The organism is Neobacillus niacini, assembly GCF_000759675.1.
GTDB lineage: Bacteria > Bacillota > Bacilli > Bacillales > Cytobacillaceae > Neobacillus > Neobacillus niacini_A.
This window is the reverse complement of record NZ_BAWM01000013.1, coordinates 97,293-117,033: the sequence shown is the minus strand read 5'-3', so window position 1 is coordinate 117,033 and position 19,741 is coordinate 97,293. Positions and strand designations below refer to the sequence as shown.

General features: G+C 36.4%; 25 protein-coding genes. 6 read left to right on the top strand and 19 right to left on the bottom strand.

What is annotated here, in order from left to right; all coding sequences use genetic code 11:
• The first annotated feature begins 208 nt into the window (after positions 1–208).
• The 3 genes from TR08_RS06560 to TR08_RS06550 all read left to right on the top strand — a co-directional run bounded on the left by TR08_RS06560 (position 209) and on the right by TR08_RS06550 (position 2,970).
• Positions 209–2,152 (top strand): GTP-binding protein, encoded by a 1,944-nt coding sequence (locus TR08_RS06560; RefSeq protein WP_045516743.1) that lies wholly within the window; start codon positions 209–211, stop codon positions 2,150–2,152.
• A gap of 93 nt (positions 2,153–2,245) precedes the next feature.
• Positions 2,246–2,488, top strand: a complete 243-nt coding sequence (locus tag TR08_RS06555) for a glutaredoxin family protein (RefSeq protein WP_045516741.1) — start codon at positions 2,246–2,248, stop codon at positions 2,486–2,488.
• 224 nt (positions 2,489–2,712) lie between these two features.
• A complete protein-coding gene (locus TR08_RS06550; RefSeq protein WP_045516739.1) occupies positions 2,713–2,970 on the top strand; it encodes an HPr family phosphocarrier protein in 258 nt (85 codons plus the stop codon).
• A gap of 138 nt (positions 2,971–3,108) precedes the next feature.
• Here TR08_RS06550 and TR08_RS06545 read toward each other — a convergent pair whose 3' ends face one another.
• Entirely contained in the window at positions 3,109–3,642 is a 534-nt protein-coding gene (locus tag TR08_RS06545) for a GNAT family N-acetyltransferase (RefSeq protein ID WP_045516738.1), read from the bottom strand.
• 126 nt (positions 3,643–3,768) lie between these two features.
• Here TR08_RS06545 and TR08_RS06540 point away from each other — a divergent pair, with 126 nt between their 5' ends.
• Complete coding sequence (locus TR08_RS06540) at positions 3,769–4,239, top strand: divergent PAP2 family protein (RefSeq protein WP_045516736.1); 471 nt, start codon at positions 3,769–3,771, stop codon at positions 4,237–4,239.
• 2 nt (positions 4,240–4,241) lie between these two features.
• Here the strand turns inward: TR08_RS06540 and TR08_RS06535 are convergent, their stop codons facing one another.
• Positions 4,242–5,450, bottom strand: coding sequence for an MFS transporter (locus tag TR08_RS06535; RefSeq protein ID WP_045516734.1), 1,209 nt, complete (start codon positions 5,448–5,450; stop codon positions 4,242–4,244).
• 316 nt (positions 5,451–5,766) lie between these two features.
• Here TR08_RS06535 and TR08_RS06530 point away from each other — a divergent pair, with 316 nt between their 5' ends.
• Positions 5,767–6,462: a cell wall hydrolase gene (locus TR08_RS06530; RefSeq protein WP_045516733.1), complete on the top strand. Its 696-nt coding sequence runs from the start codon at positions 5,767–5,769 to the stop codon at positions 6,460–6,462.
• Positions 6,463–6,498: 36 nt separating this feature from the next.
• On the opposite strand, the gene TR08_RS33560 is transcribed toward TR08_RS06530, so the two are convergent.
• Positions 6,499–6,633 (bottom strand): hypothetical protein, encoded by a 135-nt coding sequence (locus TR08_RS33560; RefSeq protein WP_274520996.1) that lies wholly within the window; start codon positions 6,631–6,633, stop codon positions 6,499–6,501.
• Positions 6,634–6,749: 116 nt separating this feature from the next.
• Positions 6,750–7,205: an SRPBCC family protein gene (locus TR08_RS06525; RefSeq protein WP_045516731.1), complete on the bottom strand. Its 456-nt coding sequence runs from the start codon at positions 7,203–7,205 to the stop codon at positions 6,750–6,752.
• 128 nt (positions 7,206–7,333) lie between these two features.
• On the opposite strand from TR08_RS06525, the gene TR08_RS06520 reads away from it, so the two are divergent.
• Positions 7,334–8,170, top strand: a complete 837-nt coding sequence (locus TR08_RS06520; RefSeq protein WP_045516729.1) for an RMD1 family protein — start codon at positions 7,334–7,336, stop codon at positions 8,168–8,170.
• A 173-nt stretch (positions 8,171–8,343) separates the two neighbouring features.
• On the opposite strand, the gene TR08_RS06515 is transcribed toward TR08_RS06520, so the two are convergent.
• From TR08_RS06515 to TR08_RS06450, 15 genes are all read right to left on the bottom strand, one after another.
• Entirely contained in the window at positions 8,344–8,766 is a 423-nt protein-coding gene (locus tag TR08_RS06515; RefSeq protein ID WP_045516727.1) for a DUF1801 domain-containing protein, read from the bottom strand.
• A 140-nt stretch (positions 8,767–8,906) separates the two neighbouring features.
• Complete coding sequence (locus tag TR08_RS06510; protein ID WP_045516726.1) at positions 8,907–9,395, bottom strand: GNAT family N-acetyltransferase; 489 nt, start codon at positions 9,393–9,395, stop codon at positions 8,907–8,909.
• A 328-nt stretch (positions 9,396–9,723) separates the two neighbouring features.
• Complete coding sequence (sda, locus tag TR08_RS30815; RefSeq protein ID WP_081954375.1) at positions 9,724–9,861, bottom strand: sporulation histidine kinase inhibitor Sda; 138 nt, start codon at positions 9,859–9,861, stop codon at positions 9,724–9,726.
• A 154-nt stretch (positions 9,862–10,015) separates the two neighbouring features.
• A complete protein-coding gene (locus TR08_RS06505) occupies positions 10,016–10,870 on the bottom strand; it encodes a hypothetical protein (protein ID WP_045516724.1) in 855 nt (284 codons plus the stop codon).
• Positions 10,871–10,962: 92 nt separating this feature from the next.
• Positions 10,963–11,775 (bottom strand): VOC family protein, encoded by an 813-nt coding sequence (locus tag TR08_RS06500; protein ID WP_045516723.1) that lies wholly within the window; start codon positions 11,773–11,775, stop codon positions 10,963–10,965.
• An 81-nt stretch (positions 11,776–11,856) separates the two neighbouring features.
• Positions 11,857–12,597 carry a TerC family protein gene (locus TR08_RS06495; protein WP_045516719.1) on the bottom strand — a complete coding sequence of 247 codons (741 nt, stop codon included), beginning with the start codon at positions 12,595–12,597 and terminating at the stop codon, positions 11,857–11,859.
• Positions 12,598–12,912: 315 nt separating this feature from the next.
• Positions 12,913–13,788, bottom strand: coding sequence for a VanY-A/VanY-F/VanY-M family D-Ala-D-Ala carboxypeptidase (gene vanY / locus TR08_RS06490; protein WP_045516718.1), 876 nt, complete (start codon positions 13,786–13,788; stop codon positions 12,913–12,915).
• Positions 13,789–13,883: 95 nt separating this feature from the next.
• Positions 13,884–14,996 carry a sensor histidine kinase gene (locus TR08_RS06485; RefSeq protein WP_045516716.1) on the bottom strand — a complete coding sequence of 371 codons (1,113 nt, stop codon included), beginning with the start codon at positions 14,994–14,996 and terminating at the stop codon, positions 13,884–13,886.
• Positions 14,989–15,684 carry a vancomycin resistance response regulator transcription factor, VanR-F/VanR-M family gene (vanR, locus tag TR08_RS06480; RefSeq protein WP_045516714.1) on the bottom strand — a complete coding sequence of 232 codons (696 nt, stop codon included), beginning with the start codon at positions 15,682–15,684 and terminating at the stop codon, positions 14,989–14,991. The genes TR08_RS06485 and vanR overlap by 8 nt, the downstream gene beginning before the upstream one ends.
• Before the next feature lie 138 nt (positions 15,685–15,822).
• Complete coding sequence (locus TR08_RS06475) at positions 15,823–16,437, bottom strand: DedA family protein (protein ID WP_045516713.1); 615 nt, start codon at positions 16,435–16,437, stop codon at positions 15,823–15,825.
• A 129-nt stretch (positions 16,438–16,566) separates the two neighbouring features.
• Complete coding sequence (locus TR08_RS06470) at positions 16,567–17,091, bottom strand: GNAT family N-acetyltransferase (protein ID WP_045516711.1); 525 nt, start codon at positions 17,089–17,091, stop codon at positions 16,567–16,569.
• A 23-nt stretch (positions 17,092–17,114) separates the two neighbouring features.
• Entirely contained in the window at positions 17,115–17,819 is a 705-nt protein-coding gene (locus TR08_RS06465) for a YjjG family noncanonical pyrimidine nucleotidase (protein ID WP_045516706.1), read from the bottom strand.
• A gap of 21 nt (positions 17,820–17,840) precedes the next feature.
• Positions 17,841–18,332 carry a DMT family transporter gene (locus TR08_RS06460; protein WP_045516704.1) on the bottom strand — a complete coding sequence of 164 codons (492 nt, stop codon included), beginning with the start codon at positions 18,330–18,332 and terminating at the stop codon, positions 17,841–17,843.
• A gap of 218 nt (positions 18,333–18,550) precedes the next feature.
• On the bottom strand, positions 18,551–19,249 hold the full coding sequence (locus tag TR08_RS06455) for a Crp/Fnr family transcriptional regulator (protein ID WP_045516702.1): 699 nt from the start codon (positions 19,247–19,249) through the stop codon (positions 18,551–18,553).
• Positions 19,250–19,282: 33 nt separating this feature from the next.
• Positions 19,283–19,708: a DMT family transporter gene (locus tag TR08_RS06450; RefSeq protein WP_045516700.1), complete on the bottom strand. Its 426-nt coding sequence runs from the start codon at positions 19,706–19,708 to the stop codon at positions 19,283–19,285.
• Positions 19,709–19,741: the final 33 nt, after the last annotated feature.

The window sequence follows — 19,741 nt, the reverse complement described above, 5'->3', positions numbered from 1 at the left end:
AGATATATGGTAAAAGTTGTCCAAGTCATATGGTAGATTTAGGAATAAGTGATTTTTATCAATGATATCAATGTGCTAGCAAACGCTAGTGTAGTGATATCAATGTGCTTTATGGATTAAATAACCTTTTTCAGCTAACTTCTTTCAACGATGGTGATATAATAATCGTTATCAACTATTGAATGGCAAGGATCATAGAGGTGTCTAAATGAAGAAAACGATAGGAATGTTTGCGCATGTGGATGCGGGAAAAACCACATTAGCAGAACAACTGCTTTATCATACGAAAACAATCAAACAAAGAGGACGTGTCGACCACAAGGACACCTTCCTTGATAATCATGATATCGAAAAACAAAGAGGTATAACTGTATTTGCTAAGCAGGCTGCATTCTCTTATAATCAATCTCACTATTATTTAATCGATACTCCAGGTCACGTCGATTTTTCTCCCGAAATGGAACGAGCTATTCAGGTAATGGATTATGCCATTCTGATTGTGAGTGCTGTCGAGGGTGTCGAAGGACATACGGAAACAGTCTGGAACCTTTTACAAAAGTACCAGGTACCAACATTCTTTTTCATTAACAAAATTGACCGAATTGGCGCAGACCCTGACAGGGTAATTGAAGAGATTCGTGTAAATTTAACGAATGATGTTTGTGATATTTCCTCAACTCTCAAACAGGGTGAAATGAATGAGGACTTAGTTGAGTTTATTGCTGAACGGAATGAATCACTCTTGGAGATGTACATGGAGTCAGGTTACCAGTACGATTTGTGGCTGGACACAATGACAGACTTGTTTAATGAAAACCACCTATTCCCTTGTGTTAGTGGCTGTGCCTTACACGATATTGGTGTCGATAGCTTCCTTGAAAAATTAGACCTATTGACCACCACCAATTATGAACGTGGTGCCCCATTTTCTGGCCGTGTCTATAAAATACGTTATGATGAAAAAGGGACAAGAATAACTTTTATCAAAGCCCTAAGCGGAACGTTAAAGGTACGGGACGAAATCAGTTATGGTGATAACCAAAGTGAAAAAATAACACAAATTCGGGTTTACAATGGAAATAAATTCAAAGCTGTCGATTTGGTTTCAGCGGGTGATATTTTTGCTGTAACCGGACTATCAAATGCTTCTGCTGGAGACGGTTTAGGCACATTAAAAATACTTGCTGTATACGAAATGATATCTGCCCTTAAATCTAAAGTGATTTTTGATTCGAGCCTAAATGTGAAAGATGTATTGCGTTATTTTAAGAGACTAGATGCCGAAGATCCTTCATTAAATCTAACCTGGGAGGAACGTACTCAGGAAATTCATATTCAAGTAATGGGAATCATTCAACTAGAAGTGTTAAAGCAAATTGTTAAGGATCGCTTTCTTATGGACGTCTCATTTGGTGAGCCGGAAATTCTATATAAAGAAACCATTGGTTCAGAGGTCAATGGCTGCGGTCATTTTGAACCTTTAGGTCATTATGCAGAGGTTCATTTGAAGTTAGTTCCAGCACAAAGGAATAGCGGAATATCCTTTGAAAGTGTATGCCAAACAGATCATCTTCCAGTGGGGACACACAACGTCATCCGAACGCATCTATTTGAACGAGATCACCATGGCATCCTAACAGGCTCACCTCTAACAGATTTAAAAATCACCTTATTAACTGGACGTGCACATAATAAACATACTTCTGGCGGGGACTTCCGCGAAGCTGCTTTCCGTGCATTGCGGCAGGGCTTAGAAAAAACAACCAACATCCTGCTTGAACCTTTTTATTATTTTACAATTAAAATAGAAGTTGACCACTTAGGGAAAATTATGACGGATATCCAAAATGCTCATGGCAGCTTTGAAACACCTAATACATCAGGTACCAAAGCTGTAATTACCGGAAAAGTACCAGTGGCAACATTTATGTACTACGGTTCTGAATTTGCAGCGATTACGCAAGGAAAAGGCACAATGAATCTTGTATTCGGAGGATATTACCCTTGTCATAATCCACATGAGGTCATAGAAAAGATCAACTATAATAAGGACGCTGACCCGGAGTATACTTCTTCTTCGATTTTTTGTTCTAAAGGGAAAGGCTACTCTGTCCCTTGGGACCAAGCAGAAGCTGAAATGCATTGCTTGTAATTTACTATTCACTTATAAATGGAAGCATGACATGAGACTTTATTAAATGAAATGGTTTAAGATGTAAGTATGTTGAACAAAGGAGGAATATAAATGCGCAAGGTAGTGATATACACACAAGAAGGTTGTGGTCCGTGTACAGCTGAAAAACTCTGGTTAAAAGATAATGGTATTGATTTTGAAGAGAAAAATATCAGAGAAAATCCTCAATACCTAGATGAAATTGTAGGATTAGGTGCATCAGCGACACCTGCTACTGTAATAGAGGATGAAAATGGATCAGAGGTTGTTTTCGGCTTTGACCAAGAAAAATTAGAAAAAATTCTAGAAATATAAGTTAAACAAGAAACGGTCACCCCAGGTTAATGCTGGAGTGACCGTTTTTGCTTTTAGGTTTGGTTTTCGGTCACTCCAGACCGCTTGGAGTGACCATGTCCACTTTTATTTCCGAAGTTCGGTCACAATCATTTTAAAAAAAATGAAATGAATCATATTTCAATATTATCTTTCATACATAAAAGAATGTAATTTAATCAGAATGATAAGGAGGATTTCCTCAAATGGTACTTAAGACAATTCAGCTTAAAAGCAATGCTGGTTTAGACAGTCGTGCGATTAACCAATTGGTCCAGGTATCTTCTCAATTTGAATCTGATATTTATCTTACCTACAATGGACATAAAGTTAATTGTAAATCAATAATGGGCGTTTTATCTCTAGCCATCCCCAACAATGCAGAAATTAATTTAGAAGCATCTGGTTCCGACGATCGTGAAGCACTAAAAAAAATAATAGAAACTATAGAATCATTTAGTTAGAGAATCCTGCCGGGATTGTTACCTAATCTTGCTTCAACTACTTCTTCAGGCACGATCTCTTCTTGGCTGTTCAAGCCTAGACAAGAATTCACAAAAAAAAGTAAGAGTGACCATGTAGCCACTCTTACTTCTTTATTTTTATTCAAAAAATGCACGTGAGTATTCAACGATTCCATCAACATTCTCAAGAGCACGATCTTCCAGCTCTAATGCCATGAAATATTTTTCTGATACGTCAAAAGGTAGTCGAATTCCCCACTGTGATGTTGGTTTGAACCCGAATTTTGGATAATAATCCGGGTGTCCTAGGACCACAACCGATTGGTAGCCGACTGCCTTCGCTATCTTCAAAGATTCTAGAATTAATGATTTTCCGATGCCCTTATTTTGATACTCAGGCAATACAGAAACAGGAGCCAAAGCAAGTGATTCCACAGAGAGGTGGTCATTTTTGATTTTGATTTTAGTTAATAGTATATGAGCCAAGATTTCATTGGTATCTTCACTAACGGCAACGAAAGATAACTCAGGAATAAATGCTTCTGATTTCCGCAAACGAGACACGAGTTCATGCTCTTTTTTATCACTAATCTCAACAGTTGAAAATGCGTTTTTTACAACATTTTCTGTATTTCTATAATCTGTTGGCTGTTCTTGCCGTATTATAATCATTTATTTTACATCTCCAAACCCTAGGTTTATCCAATACATATATTATCACAATACTTCCATTTTCTTTAAAAATCTTCCGGTTATTTAGGGTTTCTTTTTGATATGATAAATAAGGAGGTGGTTATAATGTTTTTATCCTGTCCGATATTAGCTGCATTTTTAGGGATGTTCATTGCCCAATTCGTAAAAATACCGATACATTTTTTAGCATCAAAGGAATTAAGATGGAATTTGATGTTTAGCACTGGCGGAATGCCGAGTTCACATACTGCAATGATTGTTTCATTGACTACAGTAATTGGATTAATGTCAGGTTTTATGTCAAATGAGTTTGCTATTTGCGTTGTGGTATCCGCGATCGTTATGCACGATGCGATGGGTGTTCGAAGGCATGCTGGTTATCATGCGGAAATACTAAACACATTGTTAGCTGATTTTAACAGTCTGATTGAAACGCTAAAAGACCCCAATTTAAAGAAACCGGAGTCTAGAGAAAAACTAAAAGAATTATTAGGTCATCAACCAACAGAAGTCTTTTTTGGAGCTATTACGGGAATCATGGTTGGCTTAATTACATACTATTTATATCCTTTTTAATGTTACTTTTCAGAAACGACTTTTGTTTTAAAATCGCGATTTAAGTCATTTGCGTGCAAATAAGCCATACCTGTTGCGGCTAGGAGTAAGAAACCTGTAACAACAAACACCGTTTGAACCGGAAAAATACCACCAAGGATTCCTCCAATAATCGGTCCAATCATCCCGCCTATTTGATTAGAGGTTTGGTGTAAACCAAACGCTCGCCCGCGGAATTCTTTTGGTGTTGACCTTACAACTAGTCCATTTAATGCAGGGAATACGGCACAGAAAAAGATACCGAAAATGAACCGAGTAATAGAGAATCCCCAAATATTACTGAAGACAATTTGGGCGATGGTTCCGATTCCCCCACCCATTAGCCCGATGAATAAGACCTTTTGGAAACCGACTTTGTCAGCCCATTTTCCCCACAAAGGTGCAAAAATGACACTAGCAATACCAGGAAGTGAGAAAACGATTCCTGCAAGTAACGAAGCATGCTGGGATGAACCACCAAGATCTACTATATATAATGGTAAAACTGGTTCAATGGTCATGACAGAACCCGATGTGATCGCGGTTAATGCGAGTACCAGCATTAATGAACGATTTGACGCTGCGACTTTAAAATCATTCATTATCGAGCCCTTCTCTTTACTAGGAGTGAAGTTTTCTTCCGTCACCCAAAAGATAACAAGGAGTGTGGAAATGAGCGCGAACATTCCTGCACTGCCAAACGCCACTCGATTCCCCACTAACGAAGCAATTCCCCCTCCTAACAGCGGTCCAACAATGCCACCTGACGCAGAAGCTGAGGATATCATCGATAGAGCGTATCCTACTTTATTGCTTGGTGTATTGGTACCAACTAAGGCGATGGCTCCTGGTATGAATCCACTTAACAAACCTTGCATAATACGTAAACCTAACAGCTGATACGGATTTGTTACAAAAGCTGTTAACGTATAGACAACAAAAAGAGCTAATCCTGCTCGGATTAACAACGGCTTTCTTCCATATTTATCTGCTACTCTCCCCCAAAACGGTGAAGCAATCGCTCCTGCGAAAAAAGCAGCACTAAACAACAAACCTGACCAAACTTCTGTGTGTTCATGCACACCAATTTGAAGTAGGAATATAGGCAAAAACGGGATAACCATGGAAAAACTTGCTGATACGAAAAAAACCCCTATCCAAAGCACCCACAAATTACGCTTCCAAATTAGCACGCAAATCCATCTCCATTATATTGATACATTTAATATGGTAATAGTATCACAATGCTCATTTATTTTCATTTCCGAAATATTAGATTATAGAAATAATTATTAAAAATTCACTCTCCTCCATATTGCTTATACAAAACTTTCCTCTATACCGTAAAATTGGGTCGAATATGACAGGGAAATAGGAATAATGTCATATTGTCACTTCAGATGTAATGTTGTTCATCAAACTATAAAGAAATGTAACGTTATCGTTCTGTATAACATGTGTTTGCTCATGTTAGTGTTATAGCATACAAAACATCAGGAGGTAGCACACATGAAAAACACTAATTTAAAAAAGGTTGCGGTAGCTTGTGTAGCTACATTTGCTTTTATTGGAATACACAATTCTACGGTTGAAGCCATTACCCAGTATGAAGTTGTAAAAGCAGACAGCCTTTCTGAAATTGGACAAGCATCTGGTCCGATCATGAATGAAATGAAACAAGAAAATAATGATTACAATGACGAAAAGGAATTCATTCCATATAAACCGAAAGTCTTAGCTATCGAATCTTCAGAAACTAATGTGGAAGAAACACCAATTTCTGAACCTCAAACAACTGAGCCTGAAATAGAAACTCCAGAAACACCAGCTGTATCTATTTCAAATGAAGAGAAAGACTTATTTGCGAGATTAGTAGAAGCAGAAGCAAAAGGCGAATCCTATGAAGGAAAAGTTGCTGTTGCAACTGTTGTATTAAACCGAGTTGATTCACCTGAATTTCCAAATACCATTACAGAAGTGATAAACGAAGTTGTTGGCAAAGCTTATGCCTTTTCACCAGTCCAAAATGGTGAAATAAATAATCCCGCGTCAGATGAAGCGATTCGAGCAGTTGAAGAAGCATTAACACGACAAGATCGTTTAAATGATAGCATTTATTTTTATAATCCAGAAATCGCAACAGATAAATGGATAACTACTCGTGAAGTAGTAAAGACAATTGGAAATCATGTATTTGCAAAATAAAGTTAGAGCCGTTGTTTAACGGCTCTTTTTTAATTATTAATTGCCTTTTTCGTATGCAATAACAACAACTTCTTTATGCGCTTGTTCGCTTAATTTTTCTTCCAGTGATTTGATTTCACTAACTAAATTTGACGATAAGTCTGCTGCGATATATTCTTTTATATTGTCCATAATCATCTCTCCTTTTTTCTTATTATTTAACAATAAGGAGAAAGTATTACATTTGTTTTCAATTGAAAAAACTTTATTTAAAAAAGCGATGTTTCTCTGCAAACTTTTAAGTATCTCTATATTGAAACAGCAGGCAAAGTTTTTCCGGTTTCTAGAAGGCTTTTCAAATTGCTTAAAATCGCTGGCCAGCCATTGTTTAAACCTTCAAAAGTATCGTCTTTATCCACTAAATCACCCGGTTGTAGGTTTTCATGCCTTAACGTCAATTTTACAGTTGCATCCAAAGGTTTCAATTGGAACGTAACTTTCGATGGCTGCTTCCCCTCCCATCCATCTCCCACATAAGTCCATGTAAATGAGAGTTCTTGAAACGGTTCACATTTTATTATTTTTCCATAATCACTTACATGTCCATTTCGTGAATAAGTGATTTCTGATCCTTCTTGCCAATCGGATTTAATACTGCTGCCAAAGAAGTATTTTTCTGTGTATTCGCTGCTTGTCAAAGCTTCCCAAAGCTTTTCAGGTGCAGTCGCAATGTAGATAACGTAAACAAATTCCGTATGAGTCATTAATATTTCTCCTTACAAATTCATTTTAATTCGTGTATCTCTTAATTTATTCTCTATTGTTTTCACATATCCTTCATTAATTTAACTGCATGGTTCATATACTAAGAAAAAAGAAAAGAGTGGTGAATATGAGAGATTTAACCTTTAAAGCCTTTGCCATTACCCATGAAATAGATTTAAACAAAATCGCCGTCCATTGTGGGATACCAAAGAAATTCACCTGGGAAGAGCCGTTAATTCTAAAAGGTGAAATCTTAAAATCGATTCTATACAAAAAAGTCGACGAGACTCAAATGGTACTTGTTTTTTCCTTCGGCAGCATTGTATTCATTAATCACTCAACTCCGAATGAGATAACCGATTTTTTGAATTACCTCCACTCCTTCGAGCCGGAAATTGATGTCAAAAACGCAGACAGATACAGCGATGATTATAGTCTACACATGAAAGAAACCGAAAGTATCGAGTTAACAGACGAATATGTTGTTGTTCCTGAATATGAGAGTTACTATCCTGAATTAATTTCTACTGTATTGGCAAAGTCGGTAGCTTTGGAAAAGACGGAGTACCAGCTAGGACAAATTAACGATAAGCTTGAAACGATGATTGACCGACTAGAGAAAGGCAAGCTGCGAATCGGCAATAAAGAACTAGCAAGGACGACTGCAAAAATCATCCGTCACGAGTATAACACTCTTGCTTACATCATGATTCTTGATAAGCCTGATATCACCTGGACAAGCAGTTCAGCAGGTGAATTTTATGATAAGATGCTGGAGTTTTTCGAGTTGAATGATCGGTATAAAATCTTGAAAAGTAAAACGGAAATACTCTATAACATCATGGATGGATTTTCGACAATCAGTCACTCGATCCGCGGACTATTCGTTGAATGGATTATTGTGATTCTAATTCTTTTTGAAATTGTTCTATCACTATTAGGGATAGCCGGATTGCTTCCTTGATCATGTTAATAAATGGAACCATCCAAACAAGAGGATGGTTTCCAAGCAATAATTCTTTATTTCGGTATGTATGGTCATACTCTTATTTCATCCTCCATCCAAGCTTACAAGAATTGAAATAGAGTCCCTTATTCGCAATCAAATCGATTGTAAATATAAGGGACTCACTGGCGTTATTTTGCAGGATACATTTCTTGTAAAAAGGATACAGATTCATTAATTAATGCTTTTAAAACATCTACATCAATATCTGCTACTTTATTAATGTACACACACGCTTTCCCTGTGGTGTGTTTTCCAAACTGGTTTAATAATTCTTCCCGCTTCGTGTCACCTGGTGCAAAATACAAGCTGATTTTTGCTTTTCTCGGAGAAAAGCCAACTAATGGCGCGTCACCTTCATGACCTGATTCATATTTGTAATGATAGGATCCAAAACCAATAATACTTGGTCCCCACATTTGCGCTTCAAATCCAGTGGTCTCTGTGAAGATATCCAATAATCTGTAAGCGTCCTCACGTTTTTTAGGGCTATCCACCTGTTCGATGAACTCAATAACACTATTGTCTGTTTCTTTTGTTTTTAATTCGTACATGGATATCTCTCCCTTACTTTTACAAATGATTTCCAATTAATACCCATTCTACCATATCCTAAACCTTTTGCTGAATATGTCGACTGTATAAAAAAGAACCTTAGTTTTTGGGCTCAGGTTCTTTTTTATTCTTTACTGCTTTATTGCAATTTTTTACTCATGTTGTACCAAGTTACTCCACCATGCTCCGATTTCGAAACACCTCTATTTTTATATCCTAAGTTCTCATAAAACCGGATTAAATCCTCTTTACAAGTTAGTGTAATACTTTCACGTTTTTTTAATCTTGCTTCTTTTTCAAGATGTACTAATAACGCTGTTGCCACTCCTCTTGTTTGGAAATGTGGAGTAACTGCAACCCCTAAAACCGTTTGATGACCGCCGAATGCTGGATTTTCCTTAATCTCTTCGAATAAATCATCAGTAATAAATTCCGTTTCAATCACTGGACCATTGACTAAACCCACTATGACACCACCTTCTTCCGCAACAAAAAAACTATCCGGTATAAGTCGAATTCGTTGTTTAAACGCCTCTTCAGTTGCTGCTTCTTCTGTTGGGAAACAAAGATGTTCAATGATTACAAGATCAGATAAATCTTTTATCGTTACGTTACGTATTATTATCATTTCCAGCACTCCATTTTACAAAAGGATATTTTCAGATTTGCTCTGACCACTACATTTTATTTACTAATTCTCATTATATAGAATTATACAAAACTATTGAGTGATATATAAGGGGAAATAATTGCTTATTCAAATAACCAAAAGAAAAAAAGCTAGGCTATCCTAGCTTTTTAAATAGTATCAGTAGTTTGAAAATTTAATAGACGTTTAATCTTGATAATAGAAGTGAAAAGCAAAAAGCCATTCGCTGATCTTATCACATTACAACCTAATTACGATTGGAAGAAGGTACAAGAAATCTTTAGTATAGAGCGATGGTTTATACCATTCATTCTACCTTTTCAGATTGTATCCCTCTTCGATTTATTTCTTCCTCTAACAGTTTTAAAAAATCTACGTCTAGTTTAAGCTTTACTGCATTATTATATGTTTCTATTAAAACTTTGTTGCTCATGCTTGAAAACATATCCTACTCCTCTAAGCGAATGGCTTTCTGTCCCTTCACCCATCTTCATTATATTTTTATTTGGAGTAACAAACCATGCTAATTATTTCCACAAAATAATTTCTCAACGTTGAAAAAAATCAGGGGTAAAGTGCACCCTGATCAATTAAAAGTTTTACATTTTTACAAAATTCATGAATACTTCCATGATTCGGTTTTTGTGAAAATCTATGTCAAACTGAGAATTATCAATTTTAACCTTTTTTATATCTAATGCATTAAAAATGGAGGTTTCTAGTTGTTTTCTTGCTTCTAAAACAGCTATTGTTCCTTCGATCCCTTGAGCACCGTGCATTTTTCCGTAGCCTTGGTTATTATAGTAATCCATAAATCCAGTGGACCATTCTTTTGGTCTTTCTTGAACAGCCTTCGTAAAGGACCTGGACAAATCATATTGATCAACATAAATTAGAATAGGGTTTAACTGTTCAATGATGTCTGCCAATTGCTTTACGTAACTCATGACCACTTCCTGAGAAGCGCCATATTTTATCATCCCAATTGTTACCGGGTTTTGTATAAAGCAGCATTCGAAAATGAAAGTTTGATCGCTTGTCATTGCTTGTTCAGCAAACCTTTTCCATTTATCGGTTATTAATTCAATGTTCTTTTCGAGTGGCAGCTCATAGATATCATGATTCCAAATTTGTTTCCAGAAAGTATCTGGAATCTTTATTTCTTCAAGGTCTTTTTTTAATTTATATTGGGACAACACAAATCCATCACAGCGTTCAATGGCATGTTTTAATAAAATGTGCTCCACTTCACTAAACTGTTCTAACAGCTCAGCAAATTCAGTTTTTGAGAAGAAAGAGCCTCCTTCATAATCGGCCGGGTGTTCAACATTCCCCTCAAGATACAACTTTGTATCCACGTTCCACTCTCTTACTATATCATTCGTAATTTTTGCCGTTGTGGATTTTCCGGAACCAGGCAATCCCTCTACTAAAATTAATTTTGAATTTACCAAATGTTTCTCCCCAATCTTAGTAAATTAGAGTTTTATCAAAAAAACCTTTTTTTAAATTGGAAACTCATCAATCTAAATTGATTGGTAAAAAGTTATTGGAAGCTCCAATAGCCATTCAACATTTCAAAAATGCTATTTTGGGTAGTTTCAGACAAGTTTACTAAAAAAGGTGTTTCCCCTCTTTCATTTAAGACCTTTTCTGCTGGTCCTTTTCCAAGCGGTGTACAGAAAATTAGATTGGTACCAGGCAATTTTAATTTTTGACATCTAGCACATAAGACTTCATCCATGAACTCTTCACTGGGCGTAAGATTTAAAAACTTTCCCCAGGCATTTACCGTTTCTTCCAAATCCCGGACAACAAACCCGACACTTTCAAATTTGGAATTTCTGGCAGTATGCCTTTCCAACATTCCTTGCTCCATAAACGCAGACAATCTTTCCTCATCATTTTTTTCCCATTGGATGAAAAAAGGGTACGATAGCTGATTAGGATGATCCTCGATGAAAAGAAGTGTCCACCTTATCACTTCCCCACTTGCAGTTACACGTTGTCCTGGAAGTGGACCATATATAGTAAAACCCTCTTGTCTCAGCTTTATGGCTAATTCGTCAATTTGATCGGTTCGAATCGCTATTTTAGCAGGACCTTCCCGATTTTCTTTAGCGAGCTGCTGAACAATTTGGGTAATTAATTGATTTTCATTGTGTTGTTCAGCAACTGATATCTCTTCAATCCCTAAAAACTCTATATAACTTAAATCAAAATAAGAGAGTGAATTATACGTACCCCAAGATTCATGACGACCACCCTGCAACACATGGATTCCTTTTTCTGAAAGAGGTTGTATCGCATTTTCAGGTTTATGGTGGAACCAAACTAAATGATCAAAGGAAAATTTCATATTAATTCATCCTTCCTTCTTCAAAAAAATTAAAAAATGACTTGGGATGCGTCCAAGCCATTTTCTTGTGATTGATGTAACTTAAGTAGACTGTTCTGTTTTCTTCCCAGATAAGAACCAGCCACCTAAAGCAATAAGAAGCATAACAGACCAAAAGATGGTGTTCCAAATCGGTCCTTCTACAAAATCATGAGGTATAATGTGTATAGCTGGATGGGCAAGAGTGTGCATTAACAACTTAACCCCGACCCAGCCAACAAGTAACATCGCTGCTGTTTCAAGACTAGGGCGTTGTGTCAGGATTTTAACAAAGAATCCTGCTGCAAACCGAATTACGATTAATCCAGCAATAGCCCCTAATAAAATGACAATAAATTGCGCACCATCCATACCTCCGATTTCGCGCATTGGCGTACCTGGCAATGCAATTACAAGAGCGACTGCAGCTAAAATTGAATCTACAGCGAAGGCTATATCAGCTAATGCGATTTGAGCTACAGTAGCTCGGTAGCTTTTTCCCTCTTTTTCTTTACCGCCATGATCCTTTCTAAGCAAATGTTTTAATGCGATGAAAATTAAATACGCAGCCCCTATCGCTTGAATCCACCAAACATGAAACAAAAACGAAATAATAAAGATAGCACCAACCCTAAAGATAAAAGCTAATAACAACCCAATATTAATTGCCTTTTTCTGCTGATCTTCTGGTAAATGCTTCGCCATAATGGCCAACACCAAAGCATTATCCGCAGATAATAAGCCCTCTAACAAAATTAAAATAAGTAAAACCCAGCCGTACTCTAATAACAAAGATAGTTCCATTTTATCCCCCTATGTATAATTACATCATGGATATTAGTATAAATTATGTTTATACTCGTTTAATACTATTTTGCACTATTTCAATGATAAAAATTTCCAATGTAAAAATAAATAGGTGGAAAAATTCACTCTCCGAGAATGTTGAATTTACTCTCACATAACTAAAAATACTCTCGGATAAGCAAATTTACTCTCACATAGCAAAAATATCTCTCGGATAAGTAGATTTATCTCGGATAATGTTAATAGTTTACGGACAAAAAGAGCCGTCGCCGCAACTCCTTCAACTTGTTTTTCAATTCATTTAACCTCTTCTTAAAACTCGTATTCAGTCACAATAACTCCATCCACATTGTTACCTGAAATCTCATATTTGTTATTCTCCGGTACATTTATGGTCTTACTAGTAGAAAGAGGGTAATAGGTAACAGTATATTCTACGCCATTAACATTAGCTAATATGTTCTTTTTTTCTCTCAGATAATCCAGATATTCTTCCAATGCCAAATTCTTTTCCTGTATGATCGCACTGTGTGGCAACCCTACATAACGGATATGCCATGGTTCATATTGAATGCCCGTAATATGCGTTTTATCCTTTGGATAGCGTAAAATAAAACCGTATTTCCAAGCATTTTTTTCTATCCACTTACCTTCAGGAGCTTTACTCATTTTCATTTGAGTCGATCCTACATCCAGCGATAAACCTAAATTGTGTTCACTATGGCCGGCTGGCAAAGCTAAACTAGACCCCATTTGTTGATAAAGTACATTTTGCTCGTCAAAGTCTCGAAAGCCACTATTAATAGAGAAATACCGAACCCCTTCAGCTTCTGCAGCTCTTATCATCTCTGAAAACTCATACGCTACTTCCTCTGACAAATAAATTTCACTATCTAAAAGACCATATCCCTCTGTTAATTCGCTGTGCTTAATTAAATTCACTACATCTGATTTTATACTCTCTGCGTGAACAGGATAATCATTATTGACCAAAAGTAAATTTCCCTGATAGACCAGCTCTTCTGCTATCTCTACCATTTGGTGACTTTCAGAAGTTCCGCTTTCATCTAATTTATAATCTGGCTCATAATGTTTAATCTCTATTTTGTTTTGAAAAAACGGCAATCTATTCACAACTGTAATTCCTATACTTAATAAAACCAATAATAAAAATCCCCACTTCTTCATTTTCAGTATCCTCCTATTTCTATCTTGGTAATAGAATAGGAAATACTTTTTAAATAAAAAGTAGGGTAAAGTTTAAATTTTTCTTAAGTTTTTCACTAAGTTTGATCAATTGGCATGTTTTCCTGAGGAAAACGCACTTCAAATACGGTATGAATTAAACTACTTTCAACTGTAATTGAACCATTATGCTGCTCGACAATATTCTTTGCGATGAATAAGCCTAGACCTGTACTATCTTCTTGATGTGTCCGGGCTTTGTCACCAGTATAAAACATATCAAAAATGTGCGGAAGTTCATTCGGAGGAATGCTGTCTCCATAATTTATGACTTGAACAACTACTTCCCCTTCATGAATAAAACCGTTAATATCGACATACTGACCATCAAACCCATACCGGTTTGCATTGGTTAGCAGGTTTTCAAACACACGTGCTAACAGTTCTCCATCACCTAAAATAGATAGAGATGGCAGTATATTCAATCGAGCAATCAAATCATTTTTTTCAAAGACTGGATACATTTCTTCCTTTAATTGAAAAAGCAAGTCACTTAAATTAATAAGCTTTTTCTCTATTTGTAACATGCCGTAATTCATTCTGGTAATTTCAAATAGTTCATCAATCAATCGTTCTAAACGCTGAGATTTTGTAAAAGCAATGGTAAGATAATGTTTGGCTTGATCCTTCGTTAAATTCTCATCCTTAAGGATTAAATCCAAATAGCCAATAACGGAGGTAAGAGGAGTCCGCAAATCATGAGCCAAATTTACAACCAGCTGGTCCTTACTGCTTTCCGAAAAATCTCCTCTTTGAACCGCTTCTTCCAATTTTTCACTTGCAAGATTAATATCATGGGCAATAGAACTAAATTCATCATTTGATCGGATATGAACCTGCTGTTTAAAGTCTCCACGCGCTAGATTGTGAATTCCACTTGAAATCTCATTAAAATACGTAGTATAGGGCTTAGTGAGTAAATAGAAAAACAAGATTGACAGCGGAATAAATAACAGTAAAAAGAAGTTAATGTCACCAATAGTGCTTATAAATAACCGAAGTTGAGCAAGCGGATTGCCCCATTGAACCCAAGTGTGATAGAACCACTGAAGTCCCTTAAAGACTATATATGTTATGGAACCAGATAAAAACATGCTTAATCCAAATAAGAGAATCATTCTAGAACGGAAACTTCGTACGATTTTACCCATAGAATGTATACCCGACTCCCCACACCGTTTTGATTAATTTGTTTTTCCGTTTATCATCTTCTAGTTTTTTTCGCAACGTACGAATATGGACCATTACGGTATTAGCCCCTTCATAGTATGCTTCGCCCCACACCTGCTGAAAAATATTTTCCACACTGAACACTTTCTTTGGATGCCGGGCTAGTAAATATAAAATATCAAATTCCTTCGGCGTTAGGTCGATGTTTTCACCATATAGAGTAACCGTCCGTTGTTCAGGCGAAATATCCAATCCACCAAATTCTAAGCCAGAAACATGATTAACTTTAGGTTGATTCAACTTCATAAACCGTCGTAGCTGTGCATTTACACGAGCAACCAGTTCTATGGGGGTAAATGGTTTCGTCATATAATCGTCTGCTCCAATTACGAGCCCGTGAACCTTATCAAAATCAGATGTTTTAGCACTCAAAAAAATGATCGGCATGTTATGTTGTTGACGAATTTGCCGGGTTACTTCATAACCATCTATTTTCGGCATCATGATATCCAATATAACTAAATCAATCGATTGAGTCTGGATTATATGTATGGCTTCCTGCCCATCCAATACTTTTAAAACTCTGTACCCTTCCTTTTCCAAATGGATTGCAATTAAATTTGCAATCTCTTCTTCATCATCTGCAACTAAAATTGATATATTTTTCATCTAAACACTCCTAATACATTCCATTCATTGAAATTATAATCGATTGATTATGGCTATGGAAGTAATAACCTAAGTTGCCTTCGGCACTCTACTACTTTGAAAAAGAAAAAACACCTAATTCAGGTGTTTTAATGATTTCTAGCTTATTACCTTATTTTTTACTAATTTCTTTTCCTCACGATGACTTAATATTTTTAAGCCCATATATATAGAGGTAATCACGCCAAACAAAATAAACAGTAATAGTTGATAATCATTGATTGTATTCATAACGGTGTTGATATCGCCGGTATAAAAACGACCAATACTTAAAAATAATAAGGTGGACGGAGCAATTCCGATCATCGTAAATAAAGTATAGGTTCGAAGATTCATATGAGACATACCTGCTAAAAAAGGAACAAAATTCCCCAAGTGGAGAGGACTCGAAATGGCTACGCTCCAAACCCCATTCTTGGTAAAAGCATCCTTTGCCTTTGCTAATTTTTCTCTTTTCGTATAACTTAACCTGTTTTCTACAGATTTTCCAAATTTATAACCAATAAAAAAGGGAATCCAACTCCCTAAGGCATACAATAAGCTTCCAGCTATCGAGATCCAAACCATTTCAAACCAGGTCAAATCTAAAATAAATCCTACTGTGACCATGATGAAAGATCCAATAAACGGAAGAGCACTCCCTTCAATAAATAAGGAAATTAACACACCCCATTTACCCCAGTCTTCTATGAGGGTCAGTATTGATTCCATCATAATTCTCACTCCATTTACTATAGTAACCACAGTATAGAGGAGATTTGATAATCCAAAAAGATACTGGAGAAGTAAGTTCAACTAAGTCTTGAGGTGTAGATGTCTAAGTTTCGAGAACCCAATGCTGCTCTATTTTCTTAATACTGTAATAAAACCATCTAAAATGGTATGACTCACAGAAAATCCTTTACGCTGATAGAATTCTAATGCATTGTCATTGCCATTTGAGACATAGATGAAATAATCTTCAACATCCTCAAATTGCTTCAGCCAATTCATTGACATATTAAAGAGTTTGGAACCAATTCCATACTGTCTATATTCTTCTTTTATATAAAATTGGGATAGGCAACCTACATTCTTTTTCCGAACAGTTGATAAGTCAAAAAAAGTAGCGAAATCGTTAGAATAGGCTTCTTTCGGCGAGATATTGGAATAGACGTAGGCTATAATTTTCTCACCATCTTTTACGATTACGGTGTAATTGTGAATGGCATTTTTTACGGAAGGAACCATCCGAGTGTCAAAATTCATATTGTCAAACAACTGGGGAGATATGTATGCCTTTGATTTTTGAAAACCCATCAGTTCATTACATAAATCTCTACAATATTCAATCTCGTTATCCTTTAAAATTTCATAGGTTAACTCCATACACTCTGCTCCCCTTTATCAAATTAATAGGCACCCATTTTTTCAGTTACAATTTGTTTTAACTCTTCAAGTTTGTGAATTTGATAGGTTGGGTTAATATTAGAATGATTCGGTTTCATTTTCGGATTAAACCAGCATGTATCCAACCCAGCCAACTCCCCGCCCTTAATATCTGCGCTTAACGAATCGCCAATAATTAATGCCTGTTCTACTTCGAAATGAGGAATTCTTGCAAATACATAATCGAAAAATTCCTTCATTGGCTTTTGGAACCCAGTGTCTTCTGAAACGAAGATCCCCTTAAATAGTGGGTATAATCCTGAATCAAGTAATCGTTTATACTGAGTCTTGGACACACCGTTTGTTACTACGTACAAGTCATAATCGCTTTGAAGTTCAGTGATTAGTTCAAAAGCTCCATTCACCAGTTGATTACCTTGTTCTAGGTAACTACGATATTTTTTTTCGAGTAATGTCCCGTCGACTTCTTTTTCATAGTCATTAAATAAGATAGAAAACCGTGTGTTGACAACCTCATCACGGTCCAATTCTCCTTGTTCAAACCTCTTCCAGTGACTTTGATTTATTCCTTGATACTTCGCTTCCATTTCAGGAGTGTGCGGAATATTCTGCTCCGCGAAAAGGAGTTGTAACGCTATCTTTTCCGCAGCACCGAAATCCAACAACGTATCATCAACATCAAAAAACAAAGTTTTGTAATTTTTCAAAAGGAACTCTCCATCCTTAGGTTACTTTTCTGCATGGACCCTTTTTAAGCCATTAGAAGGTATTTTAGTCCACTTAGGTTCTCCGCTTATTTTAAAAATAAGAATGCCTGCAACTATAACTAGAACACCTATCAATTGTTGGAAGGTGAAAGGTACCTTTTCTATCCCCAACCAGCCAAATGTGTCCCACAATAATGCAATGCCGAGCTGTGATGTGAGAATGATAGAAATCGCATAGGTTGGTCCAAGCAACCTAATGCCTTGCACGATACAGGTTACCACACCTACTCCTATTAAACCACTGAACCAGTACCATGGCTTCATATTTTGTAAGATAAATAGCTGTTTACCTTCGAACAAAAAACCTATAGTAAATGAAGCGACGAATCCTAAACATAATACTAATGTAGTCGTTGTCCAGGAACCAGCGTGTTCATCGATTTTACTATTGAATATATTTTGCAGGCTGACAAGTGCTCCAGCCAGTACGGCAAATAATAGTCCTAGAATCATATCGTATACACTCCAATGTGAAATATTTAAATAGAAACTCATAATTGACTGCAGGAGGAAGCGGCATTAACCATAAAGAGAAAATTTAATTGTTTCGGTCACTCCAGCAGGTCTGCATTGACCATAGCCCTGAAAATTTTTTACTCTGGGTCACTCCAGTAGGTATGAATTGACCGTAATCCTGAAAAAATATCTCCCGCTCGGTCATACCAGCTAATTTACTCGTAAATATTGCCACCAGCTAGAGTCTTTAAACCTTCTTTATCTTTAATAAGAATGAAACCGTTGCTGCGCTCTACCAGTCCATCGGAACAAAGCTGCCGAATGACCCGATTTAGGTGGCGATAGCTGGTTCCGATTAGGTTTGCAGTATCCGTTAAACTAGTAGTACTTAATTGACTGTTTAAAATTGATTCGTTTTCATCGTGGGTAACCGACAATAAATAACTAGCTAATCGAACCTCAACAGGATACAACAAACTGAAGCTCATGGAATTTGTCTTCAGATAAAACTTTTCCGTAATAATATTTAAAATAAATTTCAGAAATGGTGAATAATCATTTGTAAATTTTCTTAGCATAGTATGTTGAACACCGATCAGATAGACTGAGGAAACTGCCTCTACCGTATTGATGGTATCTATCTCCTGAACGTACTCAATATCACCAATAACTTCAATTGGTGATTTAAAAGATAAGATAAGTGTTTTCCCTTCGGCAGAAGTGGTGTAGATTTTTATTTTACCTTTTACCAAGACATACAAATACTTGGATGGTTCACCCTGAGATAAGATAAGTTCCCCTTGCTCAAAATGATGAAGTGATAAATACGGCATGATTTCTTCATTAAATACTGATTCTAATTGATGAGCCTTCAAATAATACTCCAGCATCTCCCGATCTTTCAATTCTTTCACGTTTCTACCTCCAGCGTCGACCAATTCATTTGATCAAAAACTTAGTATGACAACTCCAATTATCATCATCGCAATCCCTATGAACTGAGGAAGCCTCATTTTCTGTTTCACCATACCAAACCATCCCTTACCATCTATTAGAAAAGTCAAACTCAGCTGTGCTATTAAAATGGCGGAAATGGAAAGGGTCACACCTATATATTTAATGGAGGCGACATTACTAAAGATAATAATTGCCGCGAAAGCACCACTAGTCAAGTAAAGAGGTTTAACATACTTTAACCTTTTCCATTTCTTATCTCTTACAAACATTATGACCAGCAAACTTGCAAGAAATCCGGTGAACTGTGTAATTGTTGCCGTCTGCCATGTGCCGATATCTTCACTGATACGGGTATTTGCAACACCCTGCAAAGTAATAAAAGCCCCACCTAAAAAAGCAAATATACTCCCTTTCATCCCTTTTCTCTCCAATTTCTCTAGATTTATATA

What these genes read in the sequence shown, in the direction of transcription:
- TR08_RS06560 (WP_045516743.1), top strand. Translation starts at nt 209, where the DNA reads ATGAAGAAAACGATAGGAATGTTTGCGCATGTGGATGCGGGAAAAACC.
- vanR (WP_045516714.1), bottom strand. Translation starts at nt 15,684, where the DNA reads ATGAAAAATATATCAATTTTAGTTGCAGATGATGAAGAAGAGATTGCA.
- TR08_RS06515 (WP_045516727.1), bottom strand. Translation starts at nt 8,766, where the DNA reads ATGTACGAATTAAAAACAAAAGAAACAGACAATAGTGTTATTGAGTTC.
- TR08_RS06485 (WP_045516716.1), bottom strand. Translation starts at nt 14,996, where the DNA reads ATGGGTAAAATCGTACGAAGTTTCCGTTCTAGAATGATTCTCTTATTT.
- TR08_RS06510 (WP_045516726.1), bottom strand. Translation starts at nt 9,395, where the DNA reads ATGATAATAATACGTAACGTAACGATAAAAGATTTATCTGATCTTGTA.
- TR08_RS06530 (WP_045516733.1), top strand. Translation starts at nt 5,767, where the DNA reads ATGAAAAACACTAATTTAAAAAAGGTTGCGGTAGCTTGTGTAGCTACA.
- TR08_RS06470 (WP_045516711.1), bottom strand. Translation starts at nt 17,091, where the DNA reads ATGGAGTTAACCTATGAAATTTTAAAGGATAACGAGATTGAATATTGT.
- TR08_RS06540 (WP_045516736.1), top strand. Translation starts at nt 3,769, where the DNA reads ATGTTTTTATCCTGTCCGATATTAGCTGCATTTTTAGGGATGTTCATT.
- vanY (WP_045516718.1), bottom strand. Translation starts at nt 13,788, where the DNA reads ATGAAGAAGTGGGGATTTTTATTATTGGTTTTATTAAGTATAGGAATT.
- sda (WP_081954375.1), bottom strand. Translation starts at nt 9,861, where the DNA reads ATGTTTTCAAGCATGAGCAACAAAGTTTTAATAGAAACATATAATAAT.
- TR08_RS06450 (WP_045516700.1), bottom strand. Translation starts at nt 19,708, where the DNA reads ATGAAAGGGAGTATATTTGCTTTTTTAGGTGGGGCTTTTATTACTTTG.
- TR08_RS06550 (WP_045516739.1), top strand. Translation starts at nt 2,713, where the DNA reads ATGGTACTTAAGACAATTCAGCTTAAAAGCAATGCTGGTTTAGACAGT.
- TR08_RS06525 (WP_045516731.1), bottom strand. Translation starts at nt 7,205, where the DNA reads ATGACTCATACGGAATTTGTTTACGTTATCTACATTGCGACTGCACCT.
- TR08_RS06520 (WP_045516729.1), top strand. Translation starts at nt 7,334, where the DNA reads ATGAGAGATTTAACCTTTAAAGCCTTTGCCATTACCCATGAAATAGAT.
- TR08_RS06545 (WP_045516738.1), bottom strand. Translation starts at nt 3,642, where the DNA reads ATGATTATAATACGGCAAGAACAGCCAACAGATTATAGAAATACAGAA.
- TR08_RS06500 (WP_045516723.1), bottom strand. Translation starts at nt 11,775, where the DNA reads ATGAAATTTTCCTTTGATCATTTAGTTTGGTTCCACCATAAACCTGAA.
- TR08_RS06555 (WP_045516741.1), top strand. Translation starts at nt 2,246, where the DNA reads ATGCGCAAGGTAGTGATATACACACAAGAAGGTTGTGGTCCGTGTACA.
- TR08_RS06475 (WP_045516713.1), bottom strand. Translation starts at nt 16,437, where the DNA reads ATGATGGAATCAATACTGACCCTCATAGAAGACTGGGGTAAATGGGGT.
- TR08_RS33560 (WP_274520996.1), bottom strand. Translation starts at nt 6,633, where the DNA reads ATGGACAATATAAAAGAATATATCGCAGCAGACTTATCGTCAAATTTA.
- TR08_RS06460 (WP_045516704.1), bottom strand. Translation starts at nt 18,332, where the DNA reads ATGATTCTAGGACTATTATTTGCCGTACTGGCTGGAGCACTTGTCAGC.
- TR08_RS06495 (WP_045516719.1), bottom strand. Translation starts at nt 12,597, where the DNA reads ATGGAACTATCTTTGTTATTAGAGTACGGCTGGGTTTTACTTATTTTA.